Annotated in this window: 18 protein-coding genes; 6 read left to right on the top strand and 12 right to left on the bottom strand. The window is 71.8% G+C overall.

Features of this window, described 5'->3' with window-relative positions:
• The 5 genes from ABD140_RS38870 to ABD140_RS38850 all read left to right on the top strand — a co-directional run.
• The coding region (locus ABD140_RS38870; RefSeq protein ID WP_344247887.1) for an aminotransferase-like domain-containing protein at positions 1-1,012 on the top strand (1,012 nt) is incomplete at its 5' end.
• Between the two features lie 19 nt (positions 1,013-1,031).
• Entirely contained in the window at positions 1,032-1,562 is a 531-nt protein-coding gene (locus tag ABD140_RS38865; protein ID WP_344247885.1) for a GNAT family N-acetyltransferase, read from the top strand.
• A 148-nt stretch (positions 1,563-1,710) separates the two neighbouring features.
• Positions 1,711-1,884, top strand: coding sequence for a hypothetical protein (locus ABD140_RS38860; protein ID WP_344247883.1), 174 nt, complete (start codon positions 1,711-1,713; stop codon positions 1,882-1,884).
• A 189-nt stretch (positions 1,885-2,073) separates the two neighbouring features.
• Entirely contained in the window at positions 2,074-2,991 is a 918-nt protein-coding gene (gene dapA / locus ABD140_RS38855) for a 4-hydroxy-tetrahydrodipicolinate synthase (RefSeq protein ID WP_344247881.1), read from the top strand.
• A gap of 19 nt (positions 2,992-3,010) precedes the next feature.
• Positions 3,011-4,699 carry a ribonuclease J gene (locus ABD140_RS38850; RefSeq protein ID WP_344247879.1) on the top strand — a complete coding sequence of 563 codons (1,689 nt, stop codon included), beginning with the start codon at positions 3,011-3,013 and terminating at the stop codon, positions 4,697-4,699.
• 55 nt (positions 4,700-4,754) lie between these two features.
• Here the strand turns inward: ABD140_RS38850 and ABD140_RS38845 are convergent, their stop codons facing one another.
• Positions 4,755-5,414 (bottom strand): uracil-DNA glycosylase, encoded by a 660-nt coding sequence (locus ABD140_RS38845; RefSeq protein WP_344247877.1) that lies wholly within the window; start codon positions 5,412-5,414, stop codon positions 4,755-4,757.
• A 79-nt stretch (positions 5,415-5,493) separates the two neighbouring features.
• Between ABD140_RS38845 and modA the strand changes: the two genes are divergently transcribed.
• The gene (gene modA / locus ABD140_RS38840; RefSeq protein WP_344247875.1) at positions 5,494-6,219 is read left to right on the top strand and encodes a molybdate ABC transporter substrate-binding protein; all 726 of its coding nucleotides are present in this window, start codon (positions 5,494-5,496) and stop codon (positions 6,217-6,219) included.
• 91 nt (positions 6,220-6,310) lie between these two features.
• Here modA and ABD140_RS38835 read toward each other — a convergent pair whose 3' ends face one another.
• The 11 genes from ABD140_RS38835 to infB all read right to left on the bottom strand — a co-directional run.
• Complete coding sequence (locus ABD140_RS38835; RefSeq protein WP_344247874.1) at positions 6,311-6,892, bottom strand: transglutaminase-like domain-containing protein; 582 nt, start codon at positions 6,890-6,892, stop codon at positions 6,311-6,313.
• Positions 6,889-7,629 carry a 4-hydroxy-tetrahydrodipicolinate reductase gene (gene dapB / locus ABD140_RS38830; protein WP_344247873.1) on the bottom strand — a complete coding sequence of 247 codons (741 nt, stop codon included), beginning with the start codon at positions 7,627-7,629 and terminating at the stop codon, positions 6,889-6,891. Before dapB ends, ABD140_RS38835 begins: the two co-directional genes overlap by 4 nt.
• 166 nt (positions 7,630-7,795) lie before the next feature.
• Positions 7,796-9,139 (bottom strand): M16 family metallopeptidase, encoded by a 1,344-nt coding sequence (locus ABD140_RS38825; protein WP_344247872.1) that lies wholly within the window; start codon positions 9,137-9,139, stop codon positions 7,796-7,798.
• A gap of 103 nt (positions 9,140-9,242) precedes the next feature.
• Entirely contained in the window at positions 9,243-11,564 is a 2,322-nt protein-coding gene (locus tag ABD140_RS38820) for a polyribonucleotide nucleotidyltransferase (RefSeq protein ID WP_344247891.1), read from the bottom strand.
• A gap of 234 nt (positions 11,565-11,798) precedes the next feature.
• Positions 11,799-12,068, bottom strand: a complete 270-nt coding sequence (rpsO, locus tag ABD140_RS38815) for a 30S ribosomal protein S15 (protein ID WP_106398149.1) — start codon at positions 12,066-12,068, stop codon at positions 11,799-11,801.
• Between the two features lie 169 nt (positions 12,069-12,237).
• A complete protein-coding gene (locus tag ABD140_RS38810; protein ID WP_344247868.1) occupies positions 12,238-13,179 on the bottom strand; it encodes a bifunctional riboflavin kinase/FAD synthetase in 942 nt (313 codons plus the stop codon).
• A 144-nt stretch (positions 13,180-13,323) separates the two neighbouring features.
• Positions 13,324-13,989, bottom strand: a complete 666-nt coding sequence (gene trhA, locus ABD140_RS38805) for a PAQR family membrane homeostasis protein TrhA (RefSeq protein WP_344247866.1) — start codon at positions 13,987-13,989, stop codon at positions 13,324-13,326.
• Positions 13,990-14,081: 92 nt separating this feature from the next.
• Positions 14,082-14,948 carry a tRNA pseudouridine(55) synthase TruB gene (gene truB / locus ABD140_RS38800; protein ID WP_344247889.1) on the bottom strand — a complete coding sequence of 289 codons (867 nt, stop codon included), beginning with the start codon at positions 14,946-14,948 and terminating at the stop codon, positions 14,082-14,084.
• A 5-nt stretch (positions 14,949-14,953) separates the two neighbouring features.
• Positions 14,954-15,415: a 30S ribosome-binding factor RbfA gene (gene rbfA, locus ABD140_RS38795; RefSeq protein ID WP_344247864.1), complete on the bottom strand. Its 462-nt coding sequence runs from the start codon at positions 15,413-15,415 to the stop codon at positions 14,954-14,956.
• 3 nt (positions 15,416-15,418) lie between these two features.
• Complete coding sequence (locus ABD140_RS38790; RefSeq protein WP_344247862.1) at positions 15,419-15,709, bottom strand: DUF503 domain-containing protein; 291 nt, start codon at positions 15,707-15,709, stop codon at positions 15,419-15,421.
• 77 nt (positions 15,710-15,786) lie between these two features.
• Positions 15,787-17,668: translation initiation factor IF-2 (gene infB / locus ABD140_RS38785; RefSeq protein ID WP_344247860.1), on the bottom strand; the 1,882-nt coding region annotated here is incomplete at its 5' end.

The following is a 17,668-nucleotide window of genomic DNA, read 5'->3' as shown; positions in this document are numbered from 1 at the left end:
CGCGCGCCGCCCCGGCGCCTGGCAGGCGCCGCCGCTGGCCGGGCTGCCGGAACTGCGCGCCTGGTTCGCCGCGCCGGTCGGCGCCGAGCCGGCGGACGTGCTGGTCACCGGCGGCGGGCAGGCCGCCCTGACGATCACGCTGCGCGCCGTCCTGCGGCCCGGCGAGCCGCTGCTGGTGGAGTCCCCCACCTACCAGGGCGCGATCACCGCCGCCCGGGCGGCAGGGCTGCGCCCCGTGCCGGTGCCCACCGACCGGCACGGCGTGCGGCCCGACCTGCTCGCCGAGGCCTTCGCCCGCACCGGCGCCCGCGCCTTCTACTGCCAGCCCACCTTCCACAACCCCACCGGCGCCGTGCTGGCGCCCGAGCGCCGCGCGCCCGTCCTGGAGGCGGCGCGGGCCGCCGGGGCCTTCGTCATCGAGGACGACTACGCCCGCCACCTGGCCCTGTCCTCGCCGCCTCCCCCGCTGGCCGCGGACGACGCGCACGGCACCGTGGTGCACCTGGCCTCCCTCACCAAGGCCACCGCCCCGTCCCTGCGGATCGCCGGGGTCACCGCGCGGGGCCCGGTGGCCGAGCGGCTGCGCGCCTGCCAGCTGGTGGACTCCTACTACCCGGCCAGGCCCCTGCAGGAGACCGCGCTGGAGCTGGTGACCTCCCCGGCCTGGCCGCGGCACCTGCGGGCCGTCTCGGCCGAGCTGCGCGCCCGCCGGGACGCCCTGGCGCTGGCCCTGGCCGCCCAGCTGCCGGAGGTCGTGCCCGACGCCCTCCCCGAGGGCGGCATGCACCTGTGGACCGCCCTGCCCCACGGCACCGACGACGTCGCGCTCGCCGACGCCGCCCGCGCCCACGGGGTGATCGTCGGCGCCGGACGGCCCTACTACCCGGCCGAGCCGCCCGCGCCGCGGCTGCGCCTGAACTACAACGCCACGCCCACCGCCGACGATCTCGCCGAGGGGGTGCGCAGGCTGGCCCGCGCCCTGCGCTCCCTGCCGTCCTGGGACGCCTCCTGAGCCGGTAGCGTTACCGCCCATGGCGGATGTGGGCGTCAGGGACGCCATCCTCAGCGACACGGCGGCGGTGGCCGAGATCCAGATCCTGGCCTGGAAGGCCGCCTACCGGCCCTTCATGCCCGCGGAGCCGCTGGCCGAGATGACCGCGTCGGCCGAGCCCTGGCGGGAGCGCTGGGCCGAGGCCGTGACCGCCCCGCCCTCCCCGCGCCACCGGCTCCTGGTCGCCGTGGCCGACGGGCTCGTCACCGGGTTCGCCGCGTTCGCGCCCGCCTCCGACCCCGACCTCGACCCCGGCACGGACGCCGAGCTGGTCACCCTGGCCGTCGACCCGGCCCGCGCCCGCGAGGGCCACGGCAGCAGGCTGCTGGCCGCGGTGGCCGACCTGCTGCGCGAGCACTCCTTCAGCACCGCCTTCACCTGGGTCTTCACCGAGGACGCCGCGCTGCGCTCCTTCCTGGAGCCCGCCGGATGGGCGCCCGACGGCGCGCGGCGCACCCTGGCGCTGGAGCGGCCGGTGGAGATGATCAGGTTGCACACCTCGCTGGTCTGAGAAGTCGGAAGGTAAGCAGAATCACGCCGTTCGGCCACCCTCTTTGTCACGTTCCCTTTTCCCGTCCCCCCAGGTGGAAAGGGGATTGCGCACGGCCCCCGATGCGGTGAGCATCGGAGGATCCCGACGTGGAGAGAGGACGACGCAGATGGAGGACGCTCGGCGGACGCTGTCCGACCTGAACGCGGAATTCGCCGGCTGGCGCATCGGCCGCGGCGGATCCGGCCACTGGTGGGCCGTACGGGGCAACGAGCTGGTCCGCACCCCGCATCTGGCGGAGCTGCGGGCCCGGCTGGCCGAACTGGCCGAACCCCTCGCTTGAGAGCAGAAGCGAAGAAACCCGGAAACCGCGTAACACGGGATTCACCGGTCGCGATGACGGGGTGACGCCATTCCGATCCCCGTACCCCCGAGCGCGGATCGGGATGGCGTCGCGCCTCCTCCCCCCGATCCGCGCGGGACACGCCCTCCGACGCCCGTGGAATGCCCCCGGACGGGTACGGTTCGGTGCATGGCACCCAGCACTACACCCGACGCGCCGTTCGGCCGGTTGCTCACCGCGATGGTCACCCCCATGCTCGCCGACGGCTCCGTCGACTACGAGGGAGCGGCGCGCCTGGCCACCCACCTGGTGGACGAACAGCGCCACGACGGCCTGGTGATCAACGGCACCACCGGCGAGTCCCCCACCACCACCGACGGTGAGAAGGAGGGTGTCCTGCGCGCCGTCGTCGAGGCCGTGGGCGACCGCGCCTCCATCGTGTTCGGCGCCGGCAGCAACGACACCCGGCACAGCATCGAGCTGGCGCGGATGGCCGAGCGGGCGGGGGCCCACGGTCTGCTGACCGTCTGCCCCTACTACAACAAGCCCCCGCAAGAGGGTGTCTACCGCCATATGACGGCGATCGCCGACGCGACCGGCCTTCCCGTGATGCTCTACGACATCCCCGGCCGTGCGGGCATCCCGATCGAGACCGCGACGCTGCTGCGGCTCGCCGAACACGCCCGGATCGTGGCGGTCAAGGATGCCAAGGGTGACATGTTCGCGGCCTCCCAGGTGATGGCCGCCACCGATCTGGTGTTCTACTCCGGCGACGACGTGCTCAATCTGGCCTGGCTCTCCCAGGGCGCGGCCGGGTTCGTCAGCGTGGTGGGGCACGTCGCCGGGTCCGACCTCCATGAGATGATTGACCTCTATAGGTCCGGTGACGTCGCCGGAGCGCTGGCCCTGCACCGCAGGCTGCTCCCCGTCGTCGCCGCGATCATGACCAGGACCCAGGGGGTCATCGCGACCAAGGCGGCGCTGAACCTGCTGGGGCGGCCCGGGGGAACCGTGCGCGCCCCGCTGGTGGACGCCGAGCCGGAGTTCGTGGCGCAACTGCGCGAAGACTTGATCACGGGGGGTATCAAAGTGGAGGCCACTGAGTGATTCGTACGGAGGGTGCCCTATGAGCCACCCGCATCCCGAGCTGGGCCCGCCGCCGGCGCTGCCCTCGGGCGGCCTGCGCATCGTCGCGCTGGGCGGGCTCGGCGAGATCGGCCGCAACATGGCCGTGTTCGAGTACGAGGGACGGCTGCTGATCGTCGACTGCGGCGTGCTCTTCCCCGAGGAGGAGCAGCCCGGAGTCGACCTCATCCTGCCGGACTTCGAATACATCCGCGACCGCCTCGACGACGTCGTGGCGATCATCCTCACCCACGGGCACGAGGACCACATCGGCGCGGTCCCGTACCTGCTGCGCGAGCGCGGGGACATCCCGCTGGTCGGCTCCCGGCTGACGCTGGCGCTGATCGAGGCCAAGCTGTCGGAGCACCGGATCAGACCGGTGCTGCAGGTGGTCGACGACGGCGAGCACCGCACGTTCGGGCCGTTCGACTGCGAGTTCCTGGCGGTCAACCACTCCATCCCCGACGCGATGGCGGTGGCGATCCGCACGCCGGCCGGGCTCGTGGTGCACACCGGCGACTTCAAGATGGACCAGCTGCCGCTGGACGGCCGGCTGACCGACCTGCCGGGCTTCGCGCGGCTGGGCGCCGAGGGCATCGACCTGCTGATGTCGGACTCCACCAACGCCGAGGTGCCCGGGTTCGTCACCAGCGAGCGCAACATCTCCGCCGCGGTGGACGACGTCTTCCGCACCGCCCAGGAGCGGATCATCGTGGCGTGCTTCGCCTCGCACATCCACCGGGTGCAGCAGGTGCTGGACGCCGCCGCCAAGGCCGGCCGCAAGGTCGCCTTCGTGGGCCGCTCGATGGTGCGCAACATGGGCGTGGCCCGGGATCTGGGCTACCTGGAGGTCCCCGAGGGCCTGCTGGTGGACCCCAAGTCGCTGGACGACCTGCCGCCTTCGCGGGTGGTGCTGGTCTGCACCGGCTCCCAGGGCGAGCCGATGTCGGCGCTGTCGCGGATGGCCAACCGCGACCACCACCAGATCCGCATCACTGAGCGGGACACGGTGATGCTGGCCTCCTCGCTGATCCCCGGCAACGAGAACTCCGTCTACCGGGTGATCAACGGGCTGACCCGCTGGGGCGCCCGGGTGGTGCACAAGGGCAACGCCCTGGTGCACGTGTCGGGCCACTCCTCGGCGGGTGAGCTGCTCATGCTGCTCAACCTCACCAAGCCGTCGAACTTCATGCCCGTGCACGGCGAGTGGCGGCATCTGAGGGCGCACGCCAAGCTGGCGTCGTTGACCGGCGTGCCGGACGAGAACATCGTCATCGCCGAGGACGGCGTGGTGGTCGACCTCATCGACGGGCACGCCCAGATCACCGGTGCGGTGCCCGCCGGGTACGTCTACGTGGACGGCTCCAGCGTCGGGGAGATCACCGAGGCGTCCCTGAAGGACCGCCGCATCCTGGGCGAGGAGGGCTTCGTCTCGGTCGTGGTCGTCATGGACTCCACCACCGGCAAGGTCATCGCCGGACCGGAGATCCACGCCCGCGGCGCGGGCATCGGGGACGCGGACTTCAACGAGGTCATCGGCAGGATCGACGCGGTGCTGGAGGAGGCGGCCGCCGACGGCGTCGCCGACCCGCACCAGCTCCGCCAGCGCATGCGGCGCACCCTCGGCAAGTGGGTGGCCGACAGCTACCGCCGCCGGCCGATGATCGTCCCTGTGGTCATCGAGGCGTGAGCCACGCGGCGCCCGGCCCCGCCGGGCGCCGCACGACCGCCGTCTCCGGGCGGTCCTACCAGTTGATCTCGGGCAGGCCGGCGTCGGTCAGCGCCTTGTTGACGGCGCCGAAGGGCTTGGTGCCGAAGAACGAGCGGGCGCTCAGGGGACTGGGGTGGGCCGACTCGTGCACCACGTGCTGCGGCGCGGTGACCAGCGCCGCCTTCTTGCGGGCGTAGGCGCCCCACAGCACGAAGACGACGCGCTCCTCCTTGGCGTTCAGCGCCCGGATCGCCGCGTCGGTGAACTGCTCCCAGCCCTTCTTGGCGTGCGAGCCGGCCTCGCCCGCCCGCACCGTCAGCACCGCGTTGAGCAGCAGCACGCCCTGGTCCGCCCAGCGGGTCAGGTCGCCGCTGGCGGGGGGCGTCACGCCCAGGTCCGCGGCGAGCTCCTTGTAGATGTTGCGCAGCGACGGCGGGATCTTCACGCCCTCGCGGACGCTGAAGCTCAGCCCGTGCGCCTGCCCGGGGCCGTGGTAGGGGTCCTGCCCGAGGATGAGCACCCGCGCGTCGGCGTACCGGGTGCGGTGGAAGGCCGCGAAGAGGTCCTCCTGCGGCGGGTAGACCGTCTGGCGCTCGTACTCCTCGGCGACGAAGGAGCCGAGCGCCGCCGTGGCCAGGGGGTCGAGGTCCAGGGCGGCACGCCAGTCCGGGGGAAGCTGCTCGGTCAAGTCCATGTCCCCCACCCTAACGATCAGCACTGACAGTTCCGTGCCGAAATCATGGACGGTACTTGATCGGGTTATGGTGTCGATCATGCGTTCTCTGGCTGCGGCCCTCCTGCTCGTCCCCCTCGCGGCCGGCTGCGCGGGCGACGGCGACGGCCCGGTCACCCTGCGGGTGCTGGCGGACTCCTCGCTCACCGAGGTCATGGCCGACCTCACCGCCGTCTACCGGCAGTCCCACCCCCACCTGCGGTTCCGGCTGCGGCTGGACGGCTCCCAGATCCTCATCGGCGAGCTCGACAAGGGGGACGTGGTCGTCACCGCCGACACCGTCTCCCTGCGCTCCCCCGACGAGGAGCTGGAGCCCCTCAAGATCGTGGCGCGCAACTCCCTGACCATCGCCGTCGCCCCCGGCAACCCGCTGCGCGTCCGGGGACTGGCCCGGCTGGCCGACCGGCGGCTGAAGGTGGTGTCCGGCCCGTCCACCGGGCCGCTGGGCCGCTACTCCCAGCAGGTGCTGGGCCGGGCGGGCGTGCAGGTCAAGCCCCGCTCGGAGGAGGCCAGCGCGCGCGCCGTGCTGGGCCTGGTGCGCAGCGGCCAGGCCGACGCCGGGCTGGTCTACATCACCGACATGAAGTCGGCGGGGGCGGCCGCCAGCAGCGTGGCCATCCCCGCCGCGCAGAACGTCGGCGTCCAGTACCCGGCCGCCGCGGTCAGCGAGTCGCCCCACCGGGACGACGCCGTGGAGTTCGTGGACTGGCTCGCCTCCGCCGAGGCCACCGACCTGTTCCACAAGTACGGCTTCCAGGAGCCCTGAGCACCGGCTTCCAGGGCCCCGAGGGCCGGCTTCCAGGAGCCTCGGGGCGCCGCGCTTCCAGGAGCCCCGGGGGCGGCGGCCTCCGCGGCCCTCAGGGGAGTTCGGAGGGCAGCCCGCCCGCGCACAGGGTCTGGCGGTCCTCCGCCTCCCGCAGGGCCTTGAGGACCTTCTCCGGCGGCTGCGCGTAGACCTCCGGGTAGTCGGCCTCGCCCCGCGCCGGGTCGGCGCGGTAGGCCAGGACGTCCTCCTCGGCGGAGAACCAGGTGCGCAGGCCGGGCCGGTCGCCGCGCGGGTCGAGCCGGACCCAGCGGTCCTCGCCCACCTCGACGGCGACCACCCCGTGCAGGGCGAACCCGCCCTCGCCGTCCGCCAGCCGCTGGTAGCAGAAGCCGGCGCGGATGCCGGCCAGGCGCAGCAGCGCCACGTACAGGATGCTCTTGGCGTAGCACAGGCCGGTGCCCTGCTCCAGGACCTGCGAGGCCCGCCACGTCACGCGCGGGTCGGCCGCGTCCGCGGAGTGGGTGATCTCGTCGCGGACGAAGTCGAACGCCGCGCGCGCGTACTCCAGGTCCCCGTCGGGGAGGCGGGAGCTGAGCGCCTGGATCGCCGGGTGCTCGAAGTCGACGGCCTCGCCGGCGCCGAGGTAGTCCCAGGGCTCCCCGGTGAAGATCACAGGCCCAGCAGGGGCTCGAGCCCCAGGACCAGGTCCTCGGGCAGGTCGGCGACCTTGCGCACCCCCAGCAGGACGCCGGGCATGAACGACTCGCGGTTCATCGAGTCGTGCCGGATGGTGAACGTCTCGCCGTGCCCGCCCAGCAGCACCTCCTGGTGGGCGATGAGGCCGGACAGGCGCACCGAGTGGATCCGCACGTCCTCGACCGCGGCGCCGCGCGCCCCGTCCAGCTCGCTGACGGTGGCGTCCGGGGAGGCGGGCACCCCGGCCTCGCGCCGGGCCTCGGCGATCAGCTCGGCCGTGCGGTAGGCGGTGCCGCTGGGGGCGTCCGCCTTGTTCGGGTGGTGCAGCTCCACGATCTCGACGGACTCGAAGAACGGTGCCGCCTTCTGGGCGAAGTGCATCATCAGCACCGCGCCGACGCCGAAGTTGGGCGCGATGAGCACCTTGGCGCCCGGGGTCTCGCGCTGCAGCTCCCGCACCTGCCCGACCCGCGCCGGGTCGAATCCGCTGGTGCCCACGACGGCGTGGACGCCGTGCCCCACGAGGAAGCGGAGGTTGTCCATCACCACCCCGGGGTGGGTGAAGTCCACCACGACCGACGCCTGCTTGAGCGGCTCCAGGGAGTCGCCCTGGTCGACCACGGCGACGAGCTCCATGTCCGCCGCGCCCTCGACGGCGCGGCAGACCTCCGCGCCCATCCGCCCCCGGCCGCCCAGCACTCCGACCTTGATCACGTTGTTCCTTCCGTTCCTTCCAGATGCCGCTGGAGAAGCCTATCCCGGAAGGAAAACGTGAGTTTTCTTCACACAGCCGCCGGAACAGGGCACACTGGAAGAGGACCGGGTCACGCGCCGACCCGGTCCTCTTCCTATCTGTGCGCCGCGGGGGCGCGGCACGTCCTCAGACGGTGAACTCCCGGTTCTCGAACGGGCCGATGACCGTCAGCGTCGGCCGCTGCTCCAGCAGCTCCCGCGCCAGCGTGTTCACCTCGTCCAGGCTCACCGCGTCGATCCGCGCCAGCACCTCGTCCACCGACAGCAGCGACTCGTACACCAGCTCGCTCTTGCCGATCCGGCTCATCCGCGACCCGGTGTCCTCCAGGCCCAGCACGGTCGAGCCGCGCAGCTGGCCCTTGCCCCGCTCCAGCTCCTCAGCGGTCAGGCCGCGGGCGGAGGCCTTGGCGAACTCCTCGCGGCAGATCTCCAGCACCTCGTCGACCTTGGCCGGCTGGCAGCCCGCGTACAGGCCGAACGAGCCGGTGTCGCAGTGCTGGGAGGTGTAGCTGTACACCGAGTAGGCCAGGCCGCGCTTCTCCCGGATCTCCTGGAACAGCCGGGAGGACATGCCGCCGCCGAACGCGGCGTTGAAGACCCCCAGCGCGAACCGGCGGTCGTCGTGGCGGGCCAGCGCCGGCACGCCCAGCACCAGGTGCGCCTGCTCGGTGTCGTCGACGATCAGCCGGGCGCCGCCGCCCAGCACCGGGGTGGGCTCGCCGCCCAGGCGCGGCGGCGCCGGACGCTCCGACGAGCCGCTCAGGTGGGCGTCGAACGCCCGCCCCACCAGCTCGACGACCCGGTGGTGGTCGATGTTGCCCGCGACCGCGACGACGAGGTGGGGCGCCCGGTAGTGCGAGTGGTAGTAGCGGGCGATGCCGTCGCGGCGCAGCGCGTTGATGGTGTCGACCGTGCCCAGGATGGGGCGGCCCAGCGGCGCGTCGCCGTACATCGCGATCGCGAACTCGTCGTGGATGAGATCGGACGGGTCGTCGTCCCGCATCGAGATCTCCTCCAGGATGACCCCGCGCTCGGCCTCCACGTCGGCCTCCTCGATCAGCGAGGAGGTGACCATGTCGGAGACGACGTCCACCGCCAGCGGCAGGTCGGCGTCGAGCACCCGCGCGTAGTAGCAGGTGTACTCCTTGGCGGTGAAGGCGTTGAGGTCGCCGCCCACGGCGTCCATCGCCGAGGAGATGTCCAGGGCGCTGCGCCGCGGCGTGCCCTTGAACAGCAGGTGCTCCAGGTAGTGGGTGGCGCCGGCGTCGGCCAGGTCCTCGTCGCGCGAGCCGATCCCGGCCCAGATCCCGAACGCGACCGAGCGCACCGTCGGCATGGTCTCGGTGACCACCCGCAGCCCGCCCGGCAGCACGGTGCGGCGCACCGTGCCCGCCCCGTCGGTGCCCGGGTGGAGGACGACGGTGCTTCCGGGTTCCTGCTCGGCCGCGGCGATCACGGGTGCTCCCGACATGGTCACTGGATCTCTCTCTTCACGTCTCGTCGCGGTCGGCGTGCCGATACGGCGGCCGGCCGGGCGTGCCATCTGCTGGCGCGCCCGGCCGGCCGGATGTTCTTTAGGAGTTGCGGTCCCCGCCGCGGTCTCCCCGGTCGGAGGTCGGACGCCGGGTCCGGGTCCGGCGCGGCCGCTCGGAGCGGGACTCCTCGCCCTGCCCGCCCTCGGCGGGCGCCTCGCCGTCGCCGCCGCCCTCGGCGCCCTCGTCGGCCTCCTTCTCGATGACCTCGACCGGCACCAGCGAGAGCTTGCCGCGCTGGTCGATCTCGGTCACCTCGACCTGGATCTTCTCGCCGACCTTGATGAAGTCCTCGACGTTCTCGATCCGCACGCCGCCGTGGAGCTTGCGCAGCTGCGAGACGTGCAGGAGGCCGTCCTTGCCCGGCATGAGGGAGACGAACGCGCCGAAGGTCGTGGTCTTGACCACGGTGCCCAGGTAGCGCTCGCCGATCTCGGGCATGTGCGGGTTGGCGATCGAGTTGATCGCCTGGCGCGCGGCCTCGGCGGAGGGGCCGTTGGTCGCGCCGACGTAGATCGTGCCGTCGTCCTCGATGGTGATCTCGGCGCCGGTGTCCGCCTGGATCGAGTTGATCATCTTGCCCTTCGGGCCGATGACCTCGCCGATCTTGTCGACCGGGACCTTGATGGTGATGATCCGCGGCGCGTACTCGCTCATCTCGCCGGCGCCCTCGATGGCGTCCTGCATGACGTCCAGGATCGCCAGCCGCGCCCCGCGGGCCTGGCGCAGCGCCGCGGCGAGCACCTCGGCGGGGATGCCGTCGAGCTTCGTGTCGAGCTGGAGCGCGGTGATGAGCTCCTTGGTGCCGGCGACCTTGAAGTCCATGTCGCCGAACGCGTCCTCGGCGCCGAGGATGTCGGTGAGGGTGACGTACTCGCCGCCCTCGTGGATGAGGCCCATCGCGATGCCCGCGACCGGCGCCTTCAGCGGCACGCCCGCGTCCAGCAGCGACATCGTGGACGCGCAGACCGAGCCCATCGAGGTCGAGCCGTTGGAGCCCAGCGCCTCCGACACCTGGCGGATGGCGTAGGGGAACTCCTCGCGGGTGGGCAGCACCGGCAGCAGCGCCCGCTCGGCCAGCGCGCCGTGGCCGATCTCGCGGCGCTTGGGCGAGCCCACGCGGCCGGTCTCGCCGACCGAGTACGGCGGGAAGTTGTAGTTGTGCATGTAGCGCTTGGTGCGCTCGGGGTTGAGCGTGTCGATCGTCTGCTCCATGCGGAGCATGTTCAGCGTGGTGATGCCCAGGATCTGGGTCTCGCCGCGCTCGAACAGGCCCGAGCCGTGCACCCGCGGCACCACGTGCGCCTCGGCCGACAGCTGGCGGATGTCCTTGACGCCGCGGCCGTCGATGCGCACGCCGTCGCGGATGATGCGCTCGCGGATGAGCTTCTTGGTGAGCGCGCGCAGGGCGGCGGGGATCTCCTTCTCGCGGCCCTCGAAGCGCTCGCCGAGCTCCTCGACCGTCACGGTCTGGATCTCCGAGAGGCGCTCCTCGCGCTCCTGCTTGCCGGCGATCGTCAGCGCCTCGGTGAGCGCCTCGGTGGCCGAGGCGGACACGGCCTCCAGGACGTCGTCCTCGTAGTCGAGGAAGACCGGGTAGTCGGCCGTCTCCTTGGCCGCGATCCGGGCCAGCTCGCCCTGCGCGCGGCACAGCTCCTTGATGAAGGGCTTGGCCGCGTCCAGGCCCTGGGCGACGCTCTCCTCGGTGGGGCCGACGGCGCCCTCGGCCACCAGGCCCAGCGTGCCGGTGGTGGACTCGGCCTCCACCATCATGATCGCCACGTCGCCGTCGGGCAGCGTGCGGCCCGCCACGACCATGTCGAAGGTCGCGCGCTCCAGCTCGGTGTGGGTGGGGAAGGCCACCCACTGGCCGTCGATCAGGGCGACGCGCACGCCGCCGATCGGGCCGGAGAAGGGCAGGCCCGCCAGCTGGGTGGACATGGAGGCGGCGTTGATGGCCGCCACGTCGTACAGGTGGTCGGGGTTGAGCGACATGACCGTCACCACGACCTGGATCTCGTTGCGCAGGCCCTTGACGAAGGACGGGCGCAGCGGGCGGTCGATGAGGCGGCAGGTCAGGACGGCGTCCTCGGACGGGCGGCCCTCGCGGCGGAAGAACGAGCCGGGGATGCGGCCCGCGGCGTACATCCGCTCCTCGACGTCGACCGTCAGGGGGAAGAAGTCCAGGTTCTCCTTGGGCCGCTTGGACGCGGTGGTCGCCGACAGGATCATGGTGTCGTCGTCCAGGTAGACCACGGCCGAGCCCGCGGCCTGGCGGGCCAGGCGGCCGGTCTCGAACCGGATCTTGCGGACGCCGAACGAGCCGTTGTCGATGACGGCTTCGGAGCTGTGCGCTCCGTCGATGCGGATGGCATCGGACACGGGAAACCTCCAGGTTCCGTAGTTCCCCGCTCCCGCATCTCTCGCTCGAGATCCCTGCCGGTCTTCGATCGAAGCCCGCGGATCGCCGTGATCCGATGGCCACTACCGAGGACCGGCCCTCGAAGGCCTGAGGAGGCGTTCGCGGGCTTGATTGTTTTATCGACGATGCGGCGAGGGGAGTGATCCTCGGCTATGGATCACTCCCCCGTGCATCGGCTAGCGGCGCAGACCGAGGCGCTCGATCAGCCGGCGGTAGCGGCTGATGTCCTTGTTCTGCAGGTACTTCAGCAGCCGGCGACGGCGGCCGACCAGCAGGAGCAGGCCGCGGCGGCTGTGGTGGTCGTGCTTGTGCGACTTGAGGTGCTCGGTCAGATCGTTGATCCGCCGGGTCAGCAGCGCGACCTGGACTTCCGGCGATCCGGTGTCACCCTCAGTGGTCGCATACTCGGCGATGATCTGGTTCTTGACGGCGGTGTCCAGGGACACGTGACTCCTTCGATTTTTGCTCGACACCCGCAGCCGTGGCCGCAGAGCGCGTTCAGTGAATCGTGCCGGATCCATGACGGACTCCGGCACATGTCCGCCGCCATGAGGGAGCAGCGGACAGCGCATCGGGACGAGAATCCCGATGACTACTTACCGTATCACGGCGATTCTAGACCCGCGTCATCTCGCGGGCGCGCGCCACATCGCGCCGCATCTCGGCGATGAGGTCCTCGACGGAGTCGAACTTGACCATGCCGCGGATCCTGCCGGCGAAGTCGACGGCGACGTGCTCGCCGTACAGGTCCAGGTCGTCCCGGTCCAGCGCGTAGGCCTCCACCGTGCGGGTGACGCCCTCGAAGGTGGGGTTGGTGCCCACCGAGATCGCCGCGGGCCAGCGGGAGTCGGGGTAGCGCTCGGAGTCGCAGACCAGGAAGCCCGCGTAGACGCCGTCGGCCGGGATCGCGGTGTGGGACAGGGACTCCACGTTGGCGGTGGGGAAGCCCAGGGCCCTGCCGCGCTGGTGCCCGCGCACCACGACGCCCTCGACCCGGTGCGGGCGGCCCAGCAGGTGCGCCGCGTCCTCGACCGCGCCCTCGGCCAGCCTGGCCCGGATCGCGGTGGAGGAGATCGTGTCCCCGTCGGCCACCAGCGGCACCCCCTCGGCGATGAAGTCGTATTTCTCGCCCAGCTCGCGCAGGAGGGCGACGTCGCCCCTGGCGCGGTGGCCGAAGCGGAAGTCCTCCCCCACGATCACCCGGGCGGCGTGCAGCCGGTCCACCAGGACGGACTGGACGAACTCGTCCGGCCCCATCCGGGAGAGCTCCAGCGTGAAGGGCACCACCATGATCGCGTCCGCGCCGACCTCGGCCAGCAGCTCGGGCCTGCGCGCGCTCGACGACAGCAGCGGCGGGTGGCTGCCGGGGCGCACCACCTCGTCCGGATGCGGGTCGAAGGTGATCACCACGCAGGGCAGGCCCAGCTCGGCCGCGAGTTCGGCGGCCCGGCCGATGACCTTCTGGTGGCCGCGGTGCACTCCGTCGAACACCCCGATGGTGACGACCGACCTGCCCCAGTCCCGGGGCACCTCATCAAGGCCGTACCAACGCCGCACCTACCCGCTCCCTCACTCGTGGGCCCGTCCATCGTCCCCGCTCTGGACAAGACTGCCATGCCCGGGGAGGAGGCACGCACGCCGCACCCCCGTTGCACCGACTCTACTGGCCGGTAGCAGGCGCGGGCGCGCCGGGAGCCCTCCTCAGGCCCGGTAGACCACCAGGGAGACCGCGACGTACTGGCACACGTAGGCCGCCAGCGTGAACGCGTGGAAGACCTCGTGGAAGCCGAACCACCGGGGCGACGGGTCGGGCCGCTTCATGGCGTAGACCACGCCGCCCGCGCTGTAGAGCGCCCCGCCCAGGATGATCAGGAGGGTGGCGGCGACACCGGCCCCGGTGAAGAACTGGGGCAGCGCCAGCACCGCCATCCAGCCCAGGCCGATGTAGCAGGCGGTCGACAGCCAGCGGGGCGAGGACAGCCAGCAGGTCTTGAAGACCACGCCGGCCAGGGCGCCCGCCCAGACCGAGGCGAGGATGACGGTGCGGGCGGCGCCCTCCAGCGCCAGCAGCGCGAACGGCGTGTACGTGCCGGCGATGATCAGGAAGATGTTCGCGTGGTCGAACCGCCGCATCGCCGCGGTGCCCTTGGGCCCGAACTGGTTGCGGTGGTAGGTCGCCGAGACGCCGAACAGCAGCCCGGACGTGACGGCGTAGACCGCCGCGCCGATCCGCGACTGCAGGGTCGGCCCGAAGGTCACCAGGACCAGGCCGCCGATCAGAGCGGCGGGGAAGGCCCCCAGGTGCAGCCAGCCGCGCAGGCGCGGCTTCAGCGGCGTTTCGATGACACGTTCCAGGGTCGAGACCATGCTTCCTCCACACCAATACCTACGTATCCGTAGGTTACGGGATCGTAGGTTGATGCCGGAACGTGATGATGTTCACCCGGAGGCCTCCCCCGTCAGGGCACGAAGACCGCGAGCGGCTTCGCCTGCCCCTTCTGCTCCTCCACCAGCGAGAGCAGGACGCCGTCGGGGCCGAACACCCCGATCGGGCCCTCGCCGAGCCCCAGGGCGCGCAGACGGCCGCCATGGGCCACCAGGCGCGCCTCCTCCTCGGTGACGTCGCGGCGCGGGAAGGCGGCGGCCACGGCCTCGGCCATGGGCAGGATCGCGCACTCCTCGGCGAGCTGCTCCAGGGTGCGCGCCTGCGCCAGGCCGTAGGGGCCCACCGCGGTGCGGCGCAGCGCGGTCAGATGGCCGCCCACGCCCAGCGCCGCGCCCAGGTCCCGGGCGAGCGAGCGGATGTAGGTGCCCGAGGAGCACCGCACCGAGACGTCCACGTCGATCGTCTCGCCGGACCTGCGCACCGCCCGCACGTCGAAGCCGTGGACGGTCACCGGCCGCGCCTTCAGGGCGACCTCCTCGCCCTGGCGCGCCTTCTTGTAGGCCCGCTCCCCGTTCACCTTGATCGCGCTGACCTGCGGCGGGACCTGCATGATCTCGCCGGTGAGCGCCGCGACGCCCGCGGCGACCTCCGCGTCGGACAGGTGCCCGGCGGGGACGGCCCCGGTGGGCTCCCCCTCGGCGTCGTCGGTGCTGGTGGTCTCCCCCAGCCGGATCACGCCGTCGTAGACCTTGGTGGTCAGCGCCAGGTGCCCCAGCAGCCGGGTGGCCTTCTCCACGCCGACCACCAGCACCCCGGTGGCCATCGGGTCCAGGGTGCCGGCGTGGCCGACCCTGCGGGTGCCCGCCAGGCGGCGCATCCGGGCCACGACGTCATGGGACGTCCACCCGGCGGGCTTGTCGACGATCACCAGGCCGGACATCGGGCTCACGAGTCGTCCTCGTCGCTCTCTTCGTCCTCGTCGTCGCCCTCGTCATCGGCCTTGTAGGGGTTGGCGTCCCCGGCGTGCCGCGCGCCCACCGCCTTGGCCGCCACCTCGGCGTCCTGCTCCTTGGCCTTGGCCAGGAGCTCCTCGATGTGGTGGGCGTTCTCGATCACGCCGTCCAGCTCGAAGGCCAGGGACGGGGTGTGCCGGACGCCGGTCTTGCGGCCGACCTCCGAGCGCAGGACGCCCTTGGCGCTCTCCAGCGCCGCGGCGGTCCCGGCCTTCTCCTCGTCCGTGCCGTACACCGTGTAGAACACGGTGGCGTCGCGCAGGTCGTTGGTGATCTTGGCGTCCGTGATCGTCACGAACCCCAGCCGGGGGTCCTTGATCCGGCGCTCCAGCGTCTCCGCCACGATCTGCTGAATCCGGTCGGCGAGCTTGCGCGCCCGCGCCGCATCCACCATGGCCTACTCCTCGTCGTCATAGATCCGCTGCCGTGCCGACAGCAGTTCGATCTCCGGGCGACCGGCCACCAGCCGCTCGCACTTGGCCAGGACCTCCTGGCAGTTGCCCGCGGACGCGGAGACCACGGCGATGCCGATCTCCGCCCTGCGGTACAGGTCGTGGTCACCGGTCTCGGCGACCGCGACCGCCGGGAAGCGCTTGAGCACCTCCGCCACGATGGGGCGCACCACCCCCCGCTTCTCCTTCAGGGAATGCACGTCCCCCAGCAGCAGATCAAGGGTCAACGCTCCCACGAACAAAGGCCGCACCTCCGGTAGTCAAAACAGGGGCGCCCCGGAATCGCATTCCGGAGCGCCCCTACACCTGCCTTCTAGGCGCGCGGCTTCTCGCGCATCTCGAAGGTCTCGATGATGTCGTCGAGCTTCAGGTCCTGGTAACCGATGCCGATACCGCACTCGAAGCCCTCGCGGACCTCGGTGACGTCGTCCTTCTCCCGGCGGAGCGAGGAGACGGTGAGGTTGTCGGCGACCACCACGCCCTGCCGGACCAGCCGCGCCTTGCTGTTGCGGTTGACCGTGCCGGACTGGACCATGCAACCCGCGATGTTGCCGATCTTCGGCACCTTGAAGACCGCGCGGACCTGGGCGGTGCCCAGCTGCGCCTCTTCGAACTCGGGCTTGAGCATGCCCTTGAGCGCCGCCTCGACCTCCTCGATCGCCTGGTAGATGATCGAGTAGTAGCGGATGTCCACGCCCTCGCGGTCCGCCATCTCCTGCGCGTTGCGCTCGGGACGGACGTTGAAGCCGATGATGACCGCGCCCTCGGACGCCACCGCGAGGTTGACGTCGTTCTGCGTGATCGCGCCGACGCCGCGGCGGATGATCCGCAGGTTGACCTCGTCGCCCACGTCGATCTTGAGCAGCGAGTCCTCCAGGGCCTCCACCGAACCGGAGACGTCGCCCTTGAGGATGAGCAGCAGCTCCTGGCGCTCGCCCTTCTCCAGCTCCTTGAAGAGGTCCTCCAGGGAGTGCTTGGGACGGCTCTTGAGCAGCTCGGCGTTGCGCTTGCGCGCGGCCCGCTTGTCGGCGATCTGGCGCGCCATCCGGTCGTCCTCGACGACCAGGAAGCTGTCGCCGGCGCCGGGCACCGCGGTCAGACCGAGCACCAGGACCGGGCGGGAGGGCGAGGCCTCCTGCACGTTCTCGCCGCTGTCGTCGAGCATGGCCCGGACGCGGCCGTGCGCGCCGCCGGCGACGATGGAGTCGCCGACCCGCAGCGTGCCGCGCTGCACCAGCACGGTGGCCACGGGGCCGCGGCCCTTGTCGAGGTGGGCCTCGATCGCCACGCCCTGGGCGTCCTGGTCGGGGTTGGCCCGCAGGTCGAGCTCGGCGTCGGCGGTCAGCACGATCGCCTCGAGCAGCCCGTCGATGTTCAGGCCCTGCTTGGCCGAGACGTCGACGAACATGGTCTGGCCGCCGAACTCCTCGGCCACCAGCCCGTACTCGGTGAGCTGGGCGCGCACCTTGGTCGGGTCGGCGCCCTCCTTGTCGATCTTGTTGACCGCCACGACGATCGGCACGCCGGCCGCCGTCGCGTGGTCGATCGCCTCGGTGGTCTGCGGCTTGACGCCGTCGTCGGCGGCGACCACCAGCACCACCAGGTCGGTGGTGTCGGCACCGCGGGCGCGCATGGCCGAGAAGGCCTCGTGACCGGGGGTGTCGATGAAGGTGATCTTGCGCTCCTCGCCGTCCACCTCCGTCGCCACCTGGTAGGCGCCGATGTGCTGGGTGATGCCGCCGGCCTCGCCGGTGGCGACGTCGGCGTTGCGGATGGCGTCCAGCAGCCGGGTCTTGCCGTGGTCGACGTGACCCATGACGGTGACGACCGGGGGCCGCGCCGCCAGGAGCTCCTCGCCGCCCTCGTCCTCGCCGAACTCCAGGTCGAAGGACTCCAGCAGCTCGCGGTCCTCGTCCTCGGGGCTGACGACCTGGACGTTGAAGTCCAGCTCCGCGCCGAGCAGCTGCAGCGACTCCTCGGTGACCGACTGGGTGGCGGTCACCATCTCGCCGAGGTGCATCATGATCGCCACGAGCGACGCCGGGTTGGCGCCGATCTTCTCGGCGAAGTCGGTCAGCGACGCGCCCTGGGCGAGCCGGATGACCTTGCCGCCGCCGCGCGGGGCGTTGACGCCGCCGATCGCCGGCGCCTGCATGTTGTCGAACTCTTGACGCCGCTGCTTCTTGGACTTGCGC

Origin of the sequence: Actinocorallia libanotica, from assembly GCF_039525175.1 — a bacterium.
GTDB classification, from domain to species: domain Bacteria; phylum Actinomycetota; class Actinomycetes; order Streptosporangiales; family Streptosporangiaceae; genus Actinocorallia; species Actinocorallia libanotica.
Note: the sequence above shows the minus strand (reverse complement) of the source record. Positions and strands in the feature narration are given on the sequence as shown.